This window comes from Flavobacterium notoginsengisoli (assembly GCF_014207905.1).
Classification (GTDB): Bacteria; Bacteroidota; Bacteroidia; order Flavobacteriales; family Flavobacteriaceae; genus Flavobacterium; species Flavobacterium notoginsengisoli_A.
The window spans coordinates 285,341-300,968 of the sequence record NZ_JACHLB010000002.1; the positions used below are offsets into that span (position 1 = coordinate 285,341).

The following is a 15,628-nucleotide window of genomic DNA, read 5'->3' on the forward strand; positions in this document are numbered from 1 at the left end:
CTTCCCTTTTTTATTATAACAACTTGATTTGAAACGGCTTTATAGTTTTTATTCCTAATTTTTATAGGATTGCCAGTATTGTTTTATGTAAGAAATAGTAAAAAAGCTATAAGCCTAACCGTTTTATAAATAGTTACTTAGCTTAAATGAAATTCAAATAAATTTTAGTAATCGAAAAACGAATTATTATGAAGGCAATAAAAGGAATCCTAATTCTGATTTTAATTTTTCTTTCAGGATTATTTTTCTCCTGTAAAAACAATCAGGACGGATATAGTGACGAAATAGAGACAGTTATCTCACCTATGGATAGCAAATTAAATAAAGCTGAAGAAAAAACAGATAGTTTAAAAAGCGAAGAACATATTTCTACCAATATTGAAACCACACAAAAAAACGGTTCCGAAAGCTCGGCAGGAACTGGAAGCGGACCCGGAGAAAGTTCGCAAGACGGTGCAACTTATACCACTTCTACAGGTGTTCAAAAAGATAGTTTGAGACCAGAACAAAAAGTGCCGAAAAAGAATAAATAGGACATAAATAGTATTTTAAAAGCAATTTATAAGGTTTGATTTCTATAAATGCCAGTCAAAATTCTGTAATTGAATTATCTCATGATGTTTTATTTTTATGAATATTAATAACAAATATCAATTAAAAATAAATATTTATGAAAAGGCTATTAAATACTAAGATTATATTCTTATTTCTTTTAGCTGGATTAGCATTTTCTTGTAAAAAAAACGAAAATAAACCAGCTGATTCTACATATGATTCTATTCAAAATACAATTGATACAGTTGGACCAGAAGTAGATACACTTATGGGGGACACTATCGACGAAGTAGCAATTGACACAATCGAGGTCAAGAAAGATGCTGTAAATAAGAAGTAATTTTAAAGAATTATAAAAATTGAAAAAAGCTAAATCTAATTAGATTTGGCTTTTTTAATTCTATAAACGAAAAGCAATTACGAGATTCCATAAAATAAAAAAACAATTGAAAGGCTTTTTCTCTATATTTGAGTAAGCTATTTAACATTCTAATATTTTTTGATATTAAATATTTTGGACAGCATTAAAAATTGTTTTTGTTTTAATTGAATGTATTCTTCGCATACAAGTAATTAATAATTAAAATTTTAAAAAGTAAAACAGCTTTTCTTATATGTTGAAATACCAATGGAGCTACTAAATAATCTAAATCTTTTTGAAACTGTCTTTAATGCTGCACCTAATGGTATTGCAGTTTTAAAGCCTTTATACAATAGTAAAAACAGCATACAAGATTTTTCTATATTACTGCTAAACTCCGCTATGATTAGTTGGGTTAAAGATGCTAATTATAAAAACAAAAAATACAGCGAAGTTTTTCCATGGATCAAAAAAGATATTTTGGAGAAACTTATTGAAACCGTAGAAACAGGCACTTCTTTCCATTATGAACAATGGCATGAAATTGATGAAACAAAAAAGTGGTTTCTCTATACTGCTGTCAAACAAGATGATTTGCTGGTACTTACAACAGAAGACATCACAGAAAAAAAACAAGCTGAAACGGCTTTGAATAATGCCCTGACAGTTGCCGAAAAACAAAAAAGACTTTATGATTCTATTATAAATACAACTCCAGATTTGGTGTATGTATTTGATCTCGATTATATTTTTACTTATGCCAATAAAGCGTTATTAAACATGTGGGGTAAATCTGCAGAAGATGCAATTGGCAAAGGGTTAAGAGAAAATGGTTATGAAGAATGGCACGCCGAAATGCACGAAAGAGAAATTGACGAAGTGGTTTCTACCAAAAAATCAATTAGAGGAACGGTATCTTTTCCGCATGCAGAATTAGGGCGCCGTATTTACGATTATATTTTTGCGCCTGTTTTTAACGAAAAAGGAGATGTTGAAGCTATTGCAGGAACAACACGAGACATAACGGAGATCAAACAAGCCGAAGGGAAATTGCAATTAAGCGAAAGCCGTTTTCGTAAAATGATTCATCAGACTCCAGCGCCAACTTTAATTCTTAAAGGTGATGATTTAGTTATTGAACAGATTAACAATCATATGCTACAGATGATTGGCCGCGGAGAAGAAATTATCGGTATGCGATTAATTGATGTACTGCCAGAATTAGAAGGGCAATATGTTTGGGAACAAGTTCTCAACGTCTACAATAAAGGAATTCCGTTTGATCAAAGCGAAGTTTTGGTTCCGCACAATCGTACAGGAGAATTAAAAAACTACTATTATAATTTGGCATATCGTCCGCTTCTTGAAGAAGGACAGATAACAGGAATGATTCAGGTAGCTGTTGAAGTTACAGAACAAGTTGTTGCACGCCAAAAAATGGAAGAAAGTGAAAACCGTTTCAGAGCTTTGGTAAATGCATCTTCTGATTTGGTTTACCGTATGGATTCTGATTGGATGATTATGCATGATTTGGAAGGAGCGGGAGCGCTATCTAACTCCAAAGAACCAGTTGTCAATTGGCTAGATAAATTTATCCATGCTAACGACTTGCAAAGAGCGGTTAATCTTATTTCTCAATCTATAATTGATAAAAGCATCTTTGAGATGGAACATAGAGTAACAAATCCAGATGGTTCTATCGGTTGGGTTTTTTCGAGAGTAGTTCCGATTTTAGATGAAAATGATAAAATAGTAGAATGGTTTGGTACAGCAAGTGATATTACTTCGCAAAAAGAACTTCAAGAAGTAATTAAAGAAAGTGAGGAGAAATTTCGTCAGCTCGCAGATCTTGTTCCTCAAATTATTTGGACAGCAAGACCGGATGGTTTTATAGATTATTATAATAGCCGTTGGTACGAATATACCGGTTTAAACGAAGATATATTTGGCGATTCTAGTTGGGTTCCTGTCGTGCATCCGAATGATGTGGATTTGGTTAAGGAATTTTGGTATTACAGTGTTGAAAACGGAAATGCGTATCAGCTTGAATTTCGTATAAAAAATATTTATACAAACGAATATAGGTGGTTTTTAAGTAAAGCCGTTCCAATAAAAGATAAATCGGGTGTCATTACGAATTGGTTCGGAACATGCACTGATATTCATGAACAAAAATCTACTACTGAAAAGTTAGAAATTTTGGTAGCAGATCGTACCAAGGAATTACAACGTTCTAATGATGATTTACAGCAATTTGCTCATGTTGCGTCGCATGATTTGAAAGAACCTGTGAGAAAAATCAAAACCTTTGTTAGTCGTTTAGAAGATCATTTGGAAGGAAAATTAGACGAATCTTCAACAAGATTTATTGAAAGAATTCATGTCGCTGCAGATAGAATGTTTAATATGATTGATGGCGTTTTGGCTTATTCTAAAATTAATGCCGATTCGCAAAAAACGACTTTAGTTGACTTAAACGAAATTATAAGAAATATTGAAACCGATTTAGAAATTGCACTGCAAAAATCAAACGGAAAAATTCTTTATCAGAATTTGCCTAAATTGGAGGGAGCTTCTGTATTGCTTTATCAATTATTTTATAATCTTATCAATAATTCGATTAAATTTGCTCAAGAAACAATACCACCAGTAATTACGATATCGGCTGAAATAATAAATGAGCAGGACAAAAAAATGGCTCGAATTAATTTAGAAGATAATGGAATTGGTTTTGCTTCCAATCAGACGAATCATATTTTTGAAACCTTCACACGCTTAAATCCAAAGGATCGTTATGAAGGAACCGGTTTAGGACTTTCGCTTTGTAAAAAAATAGCGGAGCGTCACGGCGGAAGTATAAGCGCTTCTGGAATACCAAATCAAGGTGCTATATTTATAATAAAGTTGCCATTAGAACAAAAGGAGAATGACATTTAATATGGAGAAAAGGATAATTTTGCTTGCCGACGATGATATGGATGACACAGAAATGTTCTGCGAAGCATTGGCAGATATTGATGAAGATATTGTATGCCATTGCGCAGAAAATGGAAGTGAAGCTTTAAAGATTCTTAACAATCTTGACGAAAAGCCAGGAGTTATCTTTTTAGATTTAAATATGCCAATTATGAATGGCTGGGAATGTCTTAAAGAGTTAAAATCAGATCAGCGTTATAAAGATATTCCAGTGATTATGATTTCTACTTCTTCTCATAAAAACGATATGGATAATGCGACAAGTTTAGGTGCCGTCTGTTATTTTATAAAACCGAATAATTTTAAGGATTTAAAGCAGGTACTGAAAATTATAACATCTAATTTAGGAAACATTAAAGAAGCTATTGCAACATTGCAAACAAGTGGATTACAGCATATTTTTGTTTGTCAGGAAAGCAATTTGTAGTGCGAAAAGTATAAAATAAAAAAAGTCTTGAAAGCGATTGGTTTTCAAGACTTTTTTATTGTTTAGAAGTAAAGAATATGGATTTAAAACCGATTCTTAAATGCTGTAAGATTTGTTTCTGCTACAATAAACTTTAGCATTGTTTTTATTAAATACAAATACGCCCAAATAGTGAAATACAATCCCTACTGCCCAAGCTGGTGTAGACCAAAGTGGCCAAGGGTACGTAGTATCAGTTAAATACCAAACAATAAATACGATTGGGGTTGCCAATAAAAATACAAGTAGATGAATTTTGAATCCTAATTTTGGATTTTTGTTTGCTTTTGTTTCGGTGTTGAAAGTAGTTTTCATGATTATAAAATTTTAAATTATTGGTAATAGTTTTTTTAAAAATTAGATGCTATAAATAATTGGTTTTCAATATATTTACATGACAAATGTAGCCCCGTAATTTTACAGATGCCGTTGACTTTGGTTAAGAACATGTTTTTATTATTCTAAGAAAAAAATATGACGAATAATTGAATCTAATTTTAAACGATTTATTTCTCTAAACAGTAATATTATGGATGCGCTCAAAAACGTGATTACATCAATTGTCCCAATGTCTGATGAGGAGTATAGCTTGATGCTTCCGATTATTAATAAGATTGAAGTAAAAAAAGACAAGGATCTTTTATTGCAAGGAGAAATTTGCCGCCACATTTATTTTATAGAAAGTGGTTTTTTCAGGATGTTTTATGTTGATTTTAGAGGAAATGAAATCAATAGCAGATTTGTAAAATCGAATGATTTTCTGGTTGATTTTGCTAGTTTTATTACGCAAAAAAATGCACATTATAGCTGTAGAGCGATGGAAGATTCGACAGTAATTTCGCTAGAATATGAGAAAGTGGAAGCTTTGTATAATTGCTGTCCGAATTGGTCAAAATTTGGAAGACTAATTGCCGAATCTGCATACCTCATAATCATTGAAAGGCAAGAAATGCTTCATTTTCAAACTCCAGAAGAGCGTTATAAAACAATTCTAAAAAAAGAGCCTTATCTTTTTCAAATGGTATCGCAGAATCAGCTTTCGTCTTATATTGGTATTAAGCCAGAATCTCTTAGCAGACTTCGTAAAAGAATGATTGGGAAGTAAAAATTAAGCGATTTGTAATTCCTGATAGGTTTTCCAATCGGTATAACCATGGTTTCCTAAACCGTAGTGTAAGTTTCTGTCTGGCGGTGTCAATTCCCAATTGTTTTCTAAACGTTCCACTAAATCAGGATTAGAAATAAAAGGTTCGCCAAAACCTGCAATATCAATAGTTCCTGCCTTAATTAGTTGTTCCGCTTTTTCTCTGTTCATACTTCCGGCTAAAATAATTATACCATCATACCAAGTACGGAATCTTTCTAAAAATCCATCAGGCAATGCGTGGCTTCCTTTAGATTGCTGATCCATTAAATGCAAATAAGCCAGATTTCTTTTCGTTAATTCTTGTGCTAAATATTGGTAAGTTGCTTCAATTTCATCATAATGAGGCAAATCTCCCAAACCTCCGTAAGGTGTTAGTCTGATTGCTGTTTTTTCAGCACCAACAGTTTCAATAACAGCGTCAATTGCTTCCAATAAAAAGCGTGCTCTGTTTTCGATAGAACCTCCATATTCATCAGAACGATTATTCACAAAAGGATTTAAAAATTGTTCAATCAAATAACCGTTAGCTCCGTGAAGTTCAACGCCATCAAAACCTGCATCGATTGCATTTTTTGCAGCAGTTACAAAGTCTTTTACAATTTGTTTTACTTCAAGAGTCGAAAGCGCTCTTGGTTTAGAAGAAAGTACCGGACCTTCTTTTCCATTTTCGTCATAACCCCAAGCAAAAGAAGTTGCTGCCTGAATATCTGACGGACCAACCGGCGCAATTCCGTTTGGCTGATTTGAAGTGTGAGAAACGCGCCCAACATGCCACAATTGTGTAAAAATGGTGCTTTCTTTTTCGTGAACCGCTTTTGTTACTTTTTTCCAGCCTTCAATTTGTTCGTTTGTATATAAACCAGGAATGTAAAGAACGCCTTTTGCAGTGTCAGAAATAGCAGTTCCTTCGGTAATAATTAATCCCGCTCCAGAACGCTGTGCGTAATACAAAGCATTATCGCTATTCGGAATTCCATCTGCATTTCTTGCTCTTGTCATTGGAGCCATTGAAATACGGTTTTTTAGTTCTAAAGAACCAAGTTTAACTGGTTTAAAAATTGTTGATTTCATTGTTTTAATGTCTTTAAGTTTTTGAAACAACGGAAGATAAAATTGACCTTCCGTTGTTTTTTTATTCTATGAAAATTATTTTTTAGCTAACCAGCTTTCTACAGCTTTAGAAAAATCAGCTACATCAATTGGGTGTCTGCTAGTAATAATGTTTGCATCGACTACCACAGGTTGGTCAGAAACAATTCCGCCAGCATTTTTTAAATCAATTTGAATGTTCCAATATCCTGTAAGTTTTCTTCCTTTTAAGATATCAGCTGAAGCTAAAACAACTGGCGCGTGACATATAGCGGCAATCAGTTTTCCTGATTTATTAAAATCTTTGATAAATTTAATTACATCTTTGTCGTAACGAAGATTGTCTGGATTCCACGCTCCACCAGGAATAAATACTGCATCATAATCGCTTACTTTAATTTGATCTGCAGTTCGGTCAAATTTAATCCATCCAACAGGCTGTAAATACTGAATTGCCATAATATGAGTTTTTGCCATTTCTGGAGTGCTCAATCCGTATCTAGCGGGAGCAGGATTAAATTTTGGAGCAATAATGTCAACCTGAGCACCAAGTTCTCTAAAGTACCAAACTGGGCCAGTAAGTTCAATTTCTTCAAAACCGTCTGCAGCCAGTACAGCGATTTTTTTACCTTTTAATATTGTTTTGTCTTTTACCGGAGTAAAAAAGAAGTCTCTTAAAGCTTCATTTCCAGGCGCATTTAATAACTGCGAAACTGGCATTACAGATACGTGTGAAGGAGTTGCTAATTGATTCATAACATTCAATTCGTGACTTGCTTGAGCATTAATAGCTGTTGTTCCAAATAAACTTGCTGCGATAATTGGTTTTAAATTTTTCATGATTTCTAATTTTTAAAAATGTTGATAATTGTTTTTTTATTAATTTATTTTTTAAGATTATTCTCTTGTTAGTGGCGCAAATTCGATCAGATTATGCAATCCGTTTTGAAAAGGCGGTTTTTTGATGCTTGTTTCTAAATACTCGATTACGGGTTTAATAGGAGGAAAGTTGAGATGATATTGAAAAGCGTCGTTGCTTCTGAATTTTTCGTAAGTCACAAATTGCGTTTCATCTCCATCAATTTCAGAAAGTTGATACGTTACTACTCCAGGTTCGCTTCTAAATTGAGGCATCGCAATATGGTATGTATCTTTAAAATTCTGTTCTGTACCTTTTTTTGCATCAACAAATAACATAATAACAAGCTGATTGTCTTCTGTTTTTGCTGTTTTGCGCCACTGTTCTTTCGTCAATGGTTCAAGATCTTTTAGATAATAGATTTTAGAAGGTTTTAGAAGAGATTTTGGTAATTTGCTTTTACTGAATTCATCGAATTGTTTTTTGTCGCTCCATCTTTCAATAAGCCATAACACATTAGGTTTTTCTTGTTCGTAAAATGCTTCTGCCATAATATTGTCTTTAGAAGCAATAGATTGTTGTACATAATCTTTCAATGTTTTTTGGAATGAAGACAATTGATCGTCTTTCACTTCGTACATCGTCATTTTGGAAACTGCTTCAGTCAGCACTTTTGTTTTCACTTTTATGCCGTTTTGAGCTTTTACATTATTTATCGCTAAAAGAAAAACTGATGCTGCGATGGTAAGTCCTTTTTGGGCAATTGATTTATAAGCTTTTGTTTTCATGATTTTTGATTTTAAATGAATCTATTTGTTTTCTAAAATTTTGTAATCTGTAATTAGCTTTATATCTGAGACAAAGTTCCTCCATATCTAGAACCTGGAGGTTGAGCCAACTCACTTTAAAAGTGTGATTTGAATCACAGTTTTGCGGTAAGCCTTTTAAAATCATAAGATTTAGCACTTTTAGAATACCAATAATATTTTATTACAAGGCAAAATTATATTTGTAAGTCATTAAAAATCATTGACTTTGGTTAAGAAAGTTTTTTTCTTCTAAAAATTAAAGCATAAAAAAAGCGTGATGTAGAATCACGCTTGAAGTCTTTTATTGGAGTTTTTAAGTGTTAGAATAAAGTCGACTGAGAGTTTCTCGACTAACGCCTAAATATTCTGCGATATATTTTTTAGGTATTTTTTGCATAATGTTCGGATAGAGATTGGCAAATTCTTCATATCGTTTTTTGGGATTGTTAGAAAGAAGTGAAATAATTCTTCTTTGTTGTGCAGAATAACCACTTGTTAACTTCATTCTAAAAAAATGCTCCATTTTATGCATTTCCGAAGCCAATTGTTCTCTTCCAGAAAGTGTCAGGCATAAAACTTCTGCGTCATCCATGCAAACAATATTGATATTAGATTCTGTTTGATTGAAAAAAGCATTGTAATCTGAGAGCCACCAGTTTTCAAGTGCAAATTGCACAATATGTTCTTTTCCGTCTTTATCAATATGGAAAGCACGAAAAATGCCTTTTACAATCCAATATTCGGAAGTTACTTTGTCGCCATCTTGGAGTAGATATTGGTGTTTTTTTACCTTTTTCTCTTTGAAAAATGTTTTGATATACTCAAATTCTTCATCTGTTACGGCCGTAATTTGTTCAATATGTTTTCGCAGTTCTTCCATAAAAGTAAATTTAAGCAAAGTTTTGTTTCTGTAAGATGATTTAATGTTCTCTATGATTATAAATTGTTTCATTTTGTAACATTCTACAAACCTTACCGCTTTATTAAGAAATAAACAGTTGTATTTTCCTTATTTTTGTAGCATATAATTTGACAGATGAAACGTTCAGGTACAGCAGATCTTCCTTTACATTATGGACATGTTCCGATGTGGCTTGCTGAACGAATGTCAAAATTAGGTTTTGCTATTGTAGAAACCATTGCTTTAGAATTTTCTACTTCCGAAGTTATCAGTAAGTTGAGCAATCCTTTTTGGTTTCAAAGTTTTGGAGCTGTTATGGGAATGGACTGGCATTCGTCTGGAATTACAACTTCTGTATTGGGAGCGTTGAAAAGATCGGTCAATCCGCATTCTAAAGAACTTGGAATTTATATCTGCGGAGGAAAAGGAAAACACTCTATGCTTACGCCACAAGAACTTCTTTTAGTAGGCGAAAAAACAGGCCTTGACGGAAATAATTTAGCCAATTGCAGCAGACTTACGGCAAAAGTAGACAATACAGCCATTCAAGACGGATTTCAATTGTATCAGCATAATTTTATTGTTGATAATAAAGGACAATGGGCGGTTATTCAGCAAGGAATGAATCCGAATTCGAATACCGCAAGAAGATACCATTGGCATTCGCAAGATTTGAAATCTTTTATAAATGAGCCGCACACTTTTATTTATGGAGAAAATCAGGGAAATATATTGAATCTTACTGCTGACGCTGCTACAAAATCTAGAGAAGGAATTTTAGAATTAGTAAAAGAAGAACCAGCAAAAATTATAAAAGAAATGCAGCATCTTTCTATGCCAGCGCATCATGATGTGAGAATGGAAGATGTGAATATGAAAAGGCTTGGCGCAATGCTCTGGGCAACGCACGATAATAAACCAGAAGATTTTGAAGAATTATTGCTTTTAAAAGGAATGGGGCCAAGAGCTTTGCAATCTTTAGCTTTAGTTAGCGAAATAATCTACGGAACACCAACACGATTTGAAGATCCTGCTCGTTTTTCTTTCGCTCATGGCGGAAAAGATGGACATCCGTTTCCTGTTCCAGTTAAAATTTATGATGAAACTATCGATACTTTGCAAAGAGCTATAAGTCGGGCAAAGATTGGGAATAGCGATAAACTAAGTGCGATTCAGAAACTATCTGAAATTTCAAGAAAAGCTGAAGAAAGTTTTACGCCCAATACTAATTTTGATGCTTTGATTCAAAGGGAAAGAGAGAATTCTCATCTCTACGGTGGCAGAACCGTTTTTGATGATGTAAAACCAAAAAAGAACAAACCAAGCAGTCCCAATAATCAATTGGAACTGTTTTAAAAAATACAATTTTACTATCAATTTGCTTTTGCAATGATTTAATGAAAACCCAATAATGTCACAAAACGAAAAATCAATTTACACGCTTCAATTTATTTTACTTTGCTTAAGTTCTCTGCTGTTTTCTTCTAGTTTTAACATGATGATTCCAGAACTTCCAAATTATTTAAGCAGTCTCGGAGGTGCAGAATACAAAGGCTTAATCATATCTTTATTTACATTGACGGCGGCAATTTCAAGGCCTTTTAGCGGAAAATTGACAGATAAATGGGGACGCGTTCCTGTTATGGCAATTGGCTCTTCGGTTTGTGTAATCTGCGGATTTCTGTATCCGATTTTAAGTTCGGTTTCTGGATTTCTATTGCTTCGTTTGGTTCATGGTTTTTCTACAGGATTTAAACCTACATCAACATCTGCTTATGTGGCTGATATCATTCCGCAGAAAAGATGGGGAGAAGCACTAGGAATGCACGGATTATGTTTTGGAATCGGTGGCGCGCTCGGACCTGCATTAGGAAGTATGATTGTTAATGCTTTCGGAATGAATGTGATGTTTTACAGTTCTTCATTTCTTGCTTTTCTATCGATTATTATTGTTTTTAATATGAAAGAAACGCTTACGACGAAAGTGAAACTCAACAAATCGATGTTTTACATTGGGCGAAAAGATATTGTGGACAAAAATGTGTTTCCGGCAGGGATTATTACTTTTCTCTCTTACACGGCATTTGGACTTATTTTGACTTTAATTCCAGATTGGAGTGAGCATTTGGGGGCGACTAATAAAGGAATCTTTTTTACGGCATTTACAGTCGCTTCGGTTTTGGTTCGTTTTGGTGCAGGAAAAGTTTCAGATAGACACGGAAGACCAAAAGTGATTTTTGCCGGATTAATTATAATGAGTATTGCACTTTTTGTAATCAGTGCGGGAAAAGATATTCAGATGTTGTTAATTGGAGCTGGGATTTATGGAGTTGGTACAGGAATTTTATCTCCAGCCGTCAGTGCATGGACTATTGATTTGAGTAATCCTGACCACCGAGGAAAAGCAGTTGCGACGATGTATATTTCGATGGAACTCGGAATTGGTTCAGGCGCGCTTTTGGGCGGAACTTATTATAACGATCAAATTAATCGCATACCGCAAATCATTCGATTTGATATTTTGGTGCTGCTTTTTGGGATTTTTTATCTTTTGTATTGGGCGAGAAATAAAAAAAGAATTAAAGCATAATTTTACAGAGCCTTATTTTTTTTAGCTTAACATTTCAAAGCTCCCAGGTTTTTCTTCATTCTCATCATATTCACCTACAGGTAAATCCTCTTCTTCCCAGTCATTTTCATCATATTCTGACTCGAAATCATACTCAAGATTATCTTCCAATTCTCCAAGTTCTAGATTGTAGTGATTGGAGGCTTTCAGTCTATTGGTATAATCACCTTCTAGATAATCGTCATAATTTAATAATAGCTGTTCCTCATAAGAATTCATGTCAAATTCAAATTCTTCAGATGTGTAATTTTCATATCTCATATTAATCGGTTTAAAGGATGAATGATAATTATCTCTAATTGTTTGATTAGATTATTCTAAAAGTACATCCAAAGTCCGTCAACTGTTTTATATAATTTTTTTATAGTCTTGTTAGATTTTCATCTAATATGAAATTGAATTATAAAAAAAGGCTGCCTCAAAAATTGAAAGCAGCCTTTACGTTCTATTATTTTCTATTTGAAAATATTACAAAGGAAAAGAAATTAGAGATTAAACTCGCAACAATCCAAGAGCGCATCCAAAAAAAGAAAAAATTTGATTGGTCTGTGCAGTTTAAACAAGCAAGAATCAAGGTTATGAATAAAGTTGTAATCAAATTTCTAAAAGCTAATACCCAAGATTTCTTAATAGAGAATGTGTTAGTTTTCACTTTAATTTAAATTGATTAATTGAGGTCCAAATTCTTCGTAGAAAATGTTTTCTGTTTTAACATTTAAATTAAGTAATGACTCGTATTGAGATCTTATAAATAACTCTGGACCGCAGATATAGAATTTGGCCTCATCCAATAAAATAGCCTCTTTACATTTATGAAGGTCAACACGTCCTTGTAAAATTTGCTCTGATGAATTTTCAAGATTATCAACGCTATCATAAAATGTAAAAGTTTCAAGCCATTTTACTTCTTGTTTTAAATTCGAAATCTGACTTTTAAATGCATGAACAGATTCATTTCGACAACCATGAATCCAAACGGTTTTTTTATTCTGCAATGCATTTAAATTAGTTTCTAGCATACTTAGCATTGGTGTAAAACCTACTCCGCCACTTATTAAGACTAATGGATTTTCAGAATCTTTTTCCAAATGAAATATTCCTGCTGGAGAAGAGATAGAAATAACATCTCCTTCTGATTTGGAATGAAGAGTATTAGAAACCATTCCAGATGGATTAGGAGCAATTCCATTTTCTCTTTTTACAGAAATTCTGTAGTATTCAGGATTAAAAGCACTTGATAAACTGTATTGTCTCGGTTGTAAAAGATTTAATTCTTCTACAAAAACCTGAACGCTGATGAATTGTCCGGGATGAAAATCAGCAATTTCTTTTCCGTCTTCGGGATACAGATAGAAAGATTTTATTTCAGTTGATTCTTCGACTATTTTTTTGATTACAAATTTTCGCCAGCCATTCCAGCTTCCTGGTTTAGCTTCATTTTCGTTATATAATTGTTTTTCGAGATCGATCATAATCTGTGCAAGCTGATAAAATGCAACTGTCCATGCTTCGAGAATTTCGGGTGTTGCTGCCTCGCCAACGACTTCGCCAATAGAGGCGATTAAATGGGTTCCAACAATTTTGTATTGTTCTGGCTGAATATTAAGGCTTCTGTGTTTGGTTCCGATTCCTTTAAGCACTCCCAAAAGAACACTCGGATTATCGATGTTTTCAGCATAAGCAAGTACGGCATTTGCTAAAGCTGATTTTTGTCTTCCATTGGCTTGATTTCCCATATTGAACATATTTTGTAGCTCTGGATGATGTTTAAACATTCGGGCATAGAAGTAATTTGTAAGGTCTTCTCCGCTTGATCTTAAGATAGGAACTGTAGCTTTTATAAGCTCTTTTTGATCTGAATTCATTTTTTAATAATATTTGGATTAAATATTTGATTTGCTGAAATAGTGCTGTTACCATTTCAATAATTGCAAATTTAGAATGCATCCAAAGCTCAGATTTATGATTCAAATCATAATGAAAGTAGAAATATTAAGCTATTACCTAAGTTTAAAAAAGTACTGGAATCTAAAACTAGAACAGATGAATTATTATAAGAACTGGATTAATCTATAGATTTTTGGATCGTTAATTTAACACAAAGTTAAATTAACTTCTTAGGTATTTTTTATCAGTTCCTTTTCATTTGCTTTTTTAATCTCTCATGGAAAAAGATCTTTTGAAAATGCCTGACGATGAACTTCAGAAATTAATTTTTGAAGGAAACGATACTGCGTTTTCAATTATTTTTAACCGTTATTGGAAAAAGCTTTATACTTACGCTTTCAAAATATATAAAGATGAAGCAATTTGCGAAGATATCGTTCAGGAAATCTTTATAAGTCTTTGGAAAAATGCCTCTAGTACCGTAATCCTAAACCTTGAAGCTTACCTTTTTAGAGCCGTAAAATATAAGATTGCGAATCAAATCAGAAACCTGAAATTTGACCAGCAGCATATCGAAATATTAGAAAGTATTCCAGATTCAAGCCTAACTATAAATGATTTGGAGTATATTGATTTAGAGAAAAATATCAACGATCAGATTAATAAATTGACACCTAAATGCAGAGAAGTCTTTCTGCTCAGCCGTATGGATCATTTTACAAATGCTGAAATTGCAACAAAACTCAATTTATCAATTCATACTGTAGAGAAGCATATTAGCAATGCTCTAAAGCAGCTTCGTCTTAATAACACATCTTATAATTATCTTCTTTTTTACTGGGCAGCGTTCTTTTATGTTAACTAAAAAACACTGGTTTTAAGAAAACGTTAAGCCTGCATTTTCGACTACTTGTTCAATTCAAAAAATGTGACTTGTATATAAAAGCACATATTTTGAAAAAAGAAATCTTTTTGCAATTAGCAAAAAAATACGAAGAAGGTACCTGCACGCCTGAAGAAAAAATAGCAGTTGAATCATTTTTTGATAAGATGCAGGAACAATCATCAGACATAGAACTATCTGATGAAAAAGGTGATGTAATTCTAAATAAGATCTTTTCAGAATTACAGGTAAAACCAAAAAAATATACTATCCGAAAAGCGTTGAAAATTGCGGCAATTTTAGTTGTCGGACTTTCGATTGCATTTTCTGCAGCTAAGTTTGTTTTCCAACCTAGAAAAATCACTCAACTTACGGCCAAAGGAGAAAAGAAAGAAATTTTCCTTGAAGACGGAAGTGTCATTGTACTTAACTCAAATAGTAGTGTTACTTATCCTGAAGAATTTGATAAAACAAGAAATATAGAGCTTGTTGGACAGGCTTATTTTAAAGTTTTCAGAGATGTAAAACGTCCTTTTATTGTACAAACACACGACGTAAAAGTTAGAGTGCTTGGAACTTCTTTTGATATTAATTCCTATAACCATCACGATACCAAAGTAAGCGTTATCAGCGGGAAAGTTGAAGTAAGCTCACCAACGGGTAAAAAGGTTCAGATTACTAAAAATCAGCAGGCTGATTTAATTCAAAATTCTGATTTTCAAATTTCTACAGAAAACAGCGACGATAAAATTGCTTGGATCAGCAATACCATTATGCTTAAAAATACCAAACTTTCTGAAACGGTTAAAATTATTGAAAACTGGTATAATGTAAGTATTGATATTGAAGATCAAGAATTGAATGATCTTACGATTTCAGGAAAATTTAAAGATGAAAAACTGGAGAATGTATTAGAAAGTATTGCCTATTTAAAACAACTAAAAATAAATTACACCACTAAAAACCATATCACTATAAGAAAAAAGACACCTTAAAAAAACAGAAAAAACAAACCCGCTTTCGGTGCAACGAAAACGGGCGATTTTAAAAGACTAAAAATAAAATT

17 protein-coding genes are annotated in these 15,628 nt (G+C 33.0%); 10 read left to right on the plus strand and 7 right to left on the minus strand.

From position 1 onward, the window contains the following. Window positions 1-188: 188 nt before the first annotated feature. From HNP35_RS08140 to HNP35_RS08155, 4 genes are all read left to right on the plus strand, one after another. Window positions 189-533, plus strand: a complete 345-nt coding sequence (locus HNP35_RS08140; RefSeq protein WP_184160193.1) for a hypothetical protein — start codon at window positions 189-191, stop codon at window positions 531-533. Between the two features lie 137 nt (window positions 534-670). Then, complete coding sequence (locus HNP35_RS08145; RefSeq protein WP_184160195.1) at window positions 671-895, plus strand: hypothetical protein; 225 nt, start codon at window positions 671-673, stop codon at window positions 893-895. A 288-nt stretch (window positions 896-1,183) separates the two neighbouring features. Beyond that, on the plus strand, window positions 1,184-3,853 hold the full coding sequence (locus HNP35_RS08150; RefSeq protein WP_184160197.1) for a PAS domain-containing sensor histidine kinase: 2,670 nt from the start codon (window positions 1,184-1,186) through the stop codon (window positions 3,851-3,853). 1 nt (window position 3,854) lies between these two features. Further along, the gene (locus HNP35_RS08155; protein WP_184161215.1) at window positions 3,855-4,319 is read left to right on the plus strand and encodes a response regulator; all 465 of its coding nucleotides are present in this window, start codon (window positions 3,855-3,857) and stop codon (window positions 4,317-4,319) included. 96 nt (window positions 4,320-4,415) lie between these two features. Here HNP35_RS08155 and HNP35_RS08160 read toward each other — a convergent pair whose 3' ends face one another. Further along, on the minus strand, window positions 4,416-4,673 hold the full coding sequence (locus HNP35_RS08160) for a 2TM domain-containing protein (protein ID WP_184160199.1): 258 nt from the start codon (window positions 4,671-4,673) through the stop codon (window positions 4,416-4,418). A gap of 214 nt (window positions 4,674-4,887) precedes the next feature. On the opposite strand from HNP35_RS08160, the gene HNP35_RS08165 reads away from it, so the two are divergent. After that, window positions 4,888-5,463, plus strand: a complete 576-nt coding sequence (locus HNP35_RS08165) for a Crp/Fnr family transcriptional regulator (protein ID WP_184160201.1) — start codon at window positions 4,888-4,890, stop codon at window positions 5,461-5,463. 3 nt (window positions 5,464-5,466) lie between these two features. Here HNP35_RS08165 and HNP35_RS08170 read toward each other — a convergent pair whose 3' ends face one another. The 4 genes from HNP35_RS08170 to HNP35_RS08185 all read right to left on the minus strand — a co-directional run bounded on the left by HNP35_RS08170 (window position 5,467) and on the right by HNP35_RS08185 (window position 9,214). After that, complete coding sequence (locus HNP35_RS08170; RefSeq protein WP_184160203.1) at window positions 5,467-6,576, minus strand: alkene reductase; 1,110 nt, start codon at window positions 6,574-6,576, stop codon at window positions 5,467-5,469. 75 nt (window positions 6,577-6,651) lie between these two features. After that, complete coding sequence (locus HNP35_RS08175) at window positions 6,652-7,434, minus strand: DJ-1/PfpI/YhbO family deglycase/protease (RefSeq protein ID WP_184160205.1); 783 nt, start codon at window positions 7,432-7,434, stop codon at window positions 6,652-6,654. Between the two features lie 57 nt (window positions 7,435-7,491). After that, window positions 7,492-8,241, minus strand: coding sequence for a putative quinol monooxygenase (locus tag HNP35_RS08180; protein ID WP_184160207.1), 750 nt, complete (start codon window positions 8,239-8,241; stop codon window positions 7,492-7,494). A 334-nt stretch (window positions 8,242-8,575) separates the two neighbouring features. Further along, the gene (locus HNP35_RS08185; RefSeq protein WP_246453400.1) at window positions 8,576-9,214 is read right to left on the minus strand and encodes a Crp/Fnr family transcriptional regulator; all 639 of its coding nucleotides are present in this window, start codon (window positions 9,212-9,214) and stop codon (window positions 8,576-8,578) included. An 84-nt stretch (window positions 9,215-9,298) separates the two neighbouring features. On the opposite strand from HNP35_RS08185, the gene HNP35_RS08190 reads away from it, so the two are divergent. Both HNP35_RS08190 and HNP35_RS08195 read left to right on the plus strand, forming a co-directional pair. Beyond that, entirely contained in the window at window positions 9,299-10,519 is a 1,221-nt protein-coding gene (locus tag HNP35_RS08190) for a DUF763 domain-containing protein (RefSeq protein ID WP_184160209.1), read from the plus strand. Between the two features lie 55 nt (window positions 10,520-10,574). Then, on the plus strand, window positions 10,575-11,753 hold the full coding sequence (locus HNP35_RS08195) for an MFS transporter (RefSeq protein ID WP_184160211.1): 1,179 nt from the start codon (window positions 10,575-10,577) through the stop codon (window positions 11,751-11,753). Window positions 11,754-11,774: 21 nt separating this feature from the next. Here HNP35_RS08195 and HNP35_RS08200 read toward each other — a convergent pair whose 3' ends face one another. Further along, window positions 11,775-12,053 (minus strand): hypothetical protein, encoded by a 279-nt coding sequence (locus tag HNP35_RS08200; RefSeq protein ID WP_184160213.1) that lies wholly within the window; start codon window positions 12,051-12,053, stop codon window positions 11,775-11,777. A gap of 164 nt (window positions 12,054-12,217) precedes the next feature. On the opposite strand from HNP35_RS08200, the gene HNP35_RS08205 reads away from it, so the two are divergent. Continuing rightward, complete coding sequence (locus HNP35_RS08205; RefSeq protein ID WP_184160215.1) at window positions 12,218-12,454, plus strand: hypothetical protein; 237 nt, start codon at window positions 12,218-12,220, stop codon at window positions 12,452-12,454. Here HNP35_RS08205 and hmpA read toward each other — a convergent pair. Beyond that, window positions 12,446-13,657: an NO-inducible flavohemoprotein gene (hmpA, locus tag HNP35_RS08210; RefSeq protein ID WP_184160217.1), complete on the minus strand. Its 1,212-nt coding sequence runs from the start codon at window positions 13,655-13,657 to the stop codon at window positions 12,446-12,448. The two genes, HNP35_RS08205 and hmpA, sit on opposite strands and share 9 nt — an antisense overlap. A gap of 299 nt (window positions 13,658-13,956) precedes the next feature. On the opposite strand from hmpA, the gene HNP35_RS08215 reads away from it, so the two are divergent. Further along, window positions 13,957-14,544 carry an RNA polymerase sigma-70 factor gene (locus HNP35_RS08215; protein WP_184160219.1) on the plus strand — a complete coding sequence of 196 codons (588 nt, stop codon included), beginning with the start codon at window positions 13,957-13,959 and terminating at the stop codon, window positions 14,542-14,544. Window positions 14,545-14,633: 89 nt separating this feature from the next. Beyond that, window positions 14,634-15,557: a FecR family protein gene (locus HNP35_RS08220; RefSeq protein ID WP_184160221.1), complete on the plus strand. Its 924-nt coding sequence runs from the start codon at window positions 14,634-14,636 to the stop codon at window positions 15,555-15,557. The last annotated feature ends 71 nt before the right edge of the window (window positions 15,558-15,628 follow it).

What these genes read in the sequence shown, in the direction of transcription:
- HNP35_RS08140 (WP_184160193.1), top strand. Translation starts at nt 189, where the DNA reads ATGAAGGCAATAAAAGGAATCCTAATTCTGATTTTAATTTTTCTTTCA.
- HNP35_RS08145 (WP_184160195.1), top strand. Translation starts at nt 671, where the DNA reads ATGAAAAGGCTATTAAATACTAAGATTATATTCTTATTTCTTTTAGCT.
- HNP35_RS08150 (WP_184160197.1), top strand. Translation starts at nt 1,184, where the DNA reads ATGGAGCTACTAAATAATCTAAATCTTTTTGAAACTGTCTTTAATGCT.
- HNP35_RS08155 (WP_184161215.1), top strand. Translation starts at nt 3,855, where the DNA reads ATGGAGAAAAGGATAATTTTGCTTGCCGACGATGATATGGATGACACA.
- HNP35_RS08160 (WP_184160199.1), bottom strand. Translation starts at nt 4,673, where the DNA reads ATGAAAACTACTTTCAACACCGAAACAAAAGCAAACAAAAATCCAAAA.
- HNP35_RS08165 (WP_184160201.1), top strand. Translation starts at nt 4,888, where the DNA reads ATGGATGCGCTCAAAAACGTGATTACATCAATTGTCCCAATGTCTGAT.
- HNP35_RS08170 (WP_184160203.1), bottom strand. Translation starts at nt 6,576, where the DNA reads ATGAAATCAACAATTTTTAAACCAGTTAAACTTGGTTCTTTAGAACTA.
- HNP35_RS08175 (WP_184160205.1), bottom strand. Translation starts at nt 7,434, where the DNA reads ATGAAAAATTTAAAACCAATTATCGCAGCAAGTTTATTTGGAACAACA.
- HNP35_RS08180 (WP_184160207.1), bottom strand. Translation starts at nt 8,241, where the DNA reads ATGAAAACAAAAGCTTATAAATCAATTGCCCAAAAAGGACTTACCATC.
- HNP35_RS08185 (WP_246453400.1), bottom strand. Translation starts at nt 9,214, where the DNA reads ATGAAACAATTTATAATCATAGAGAACATTAAATCATCTTACAGAAAC.
- HNP35_RS08190 (WP_184160209.1), top strand. Translation starts at nt 9,299, where the DNA reads ATGAAACGTTCAGGTACAGCAGATCTTCCTTTACATTATGGACATGTT.
- HNP35_RS08195 (WP_184160211.1), top strand. Translation starts at nt 10,575, where the DNA reads ATGTCACAAAACGAAAAATCAATTTACACGCTTCAATTTATTTTACTT.
- HNP35_RS08200 (WP_184160213.1), bottom strand. Translation starts at nt 12,053, where the DNA reads ATGAGATATGAAAATTACACATCTGAAGAATTTGAATTTGACATGAAT.
- hmpA (WP_184160217.1), bottom strand. Translation starts at nt 13,657, where the DNA reads ATGAATTCAGATCAAAAAGAGCTTATAAAAGCTACAGTTCCTATCTTA.
- HNP35_RS08215 (WP_184160219.1), top strand. Translation starts at nt 13,957, where the DNA reads ATGGAAAAAGATCTTTTGAAAATGCCTGACGATGAACTTCAGAAATTA.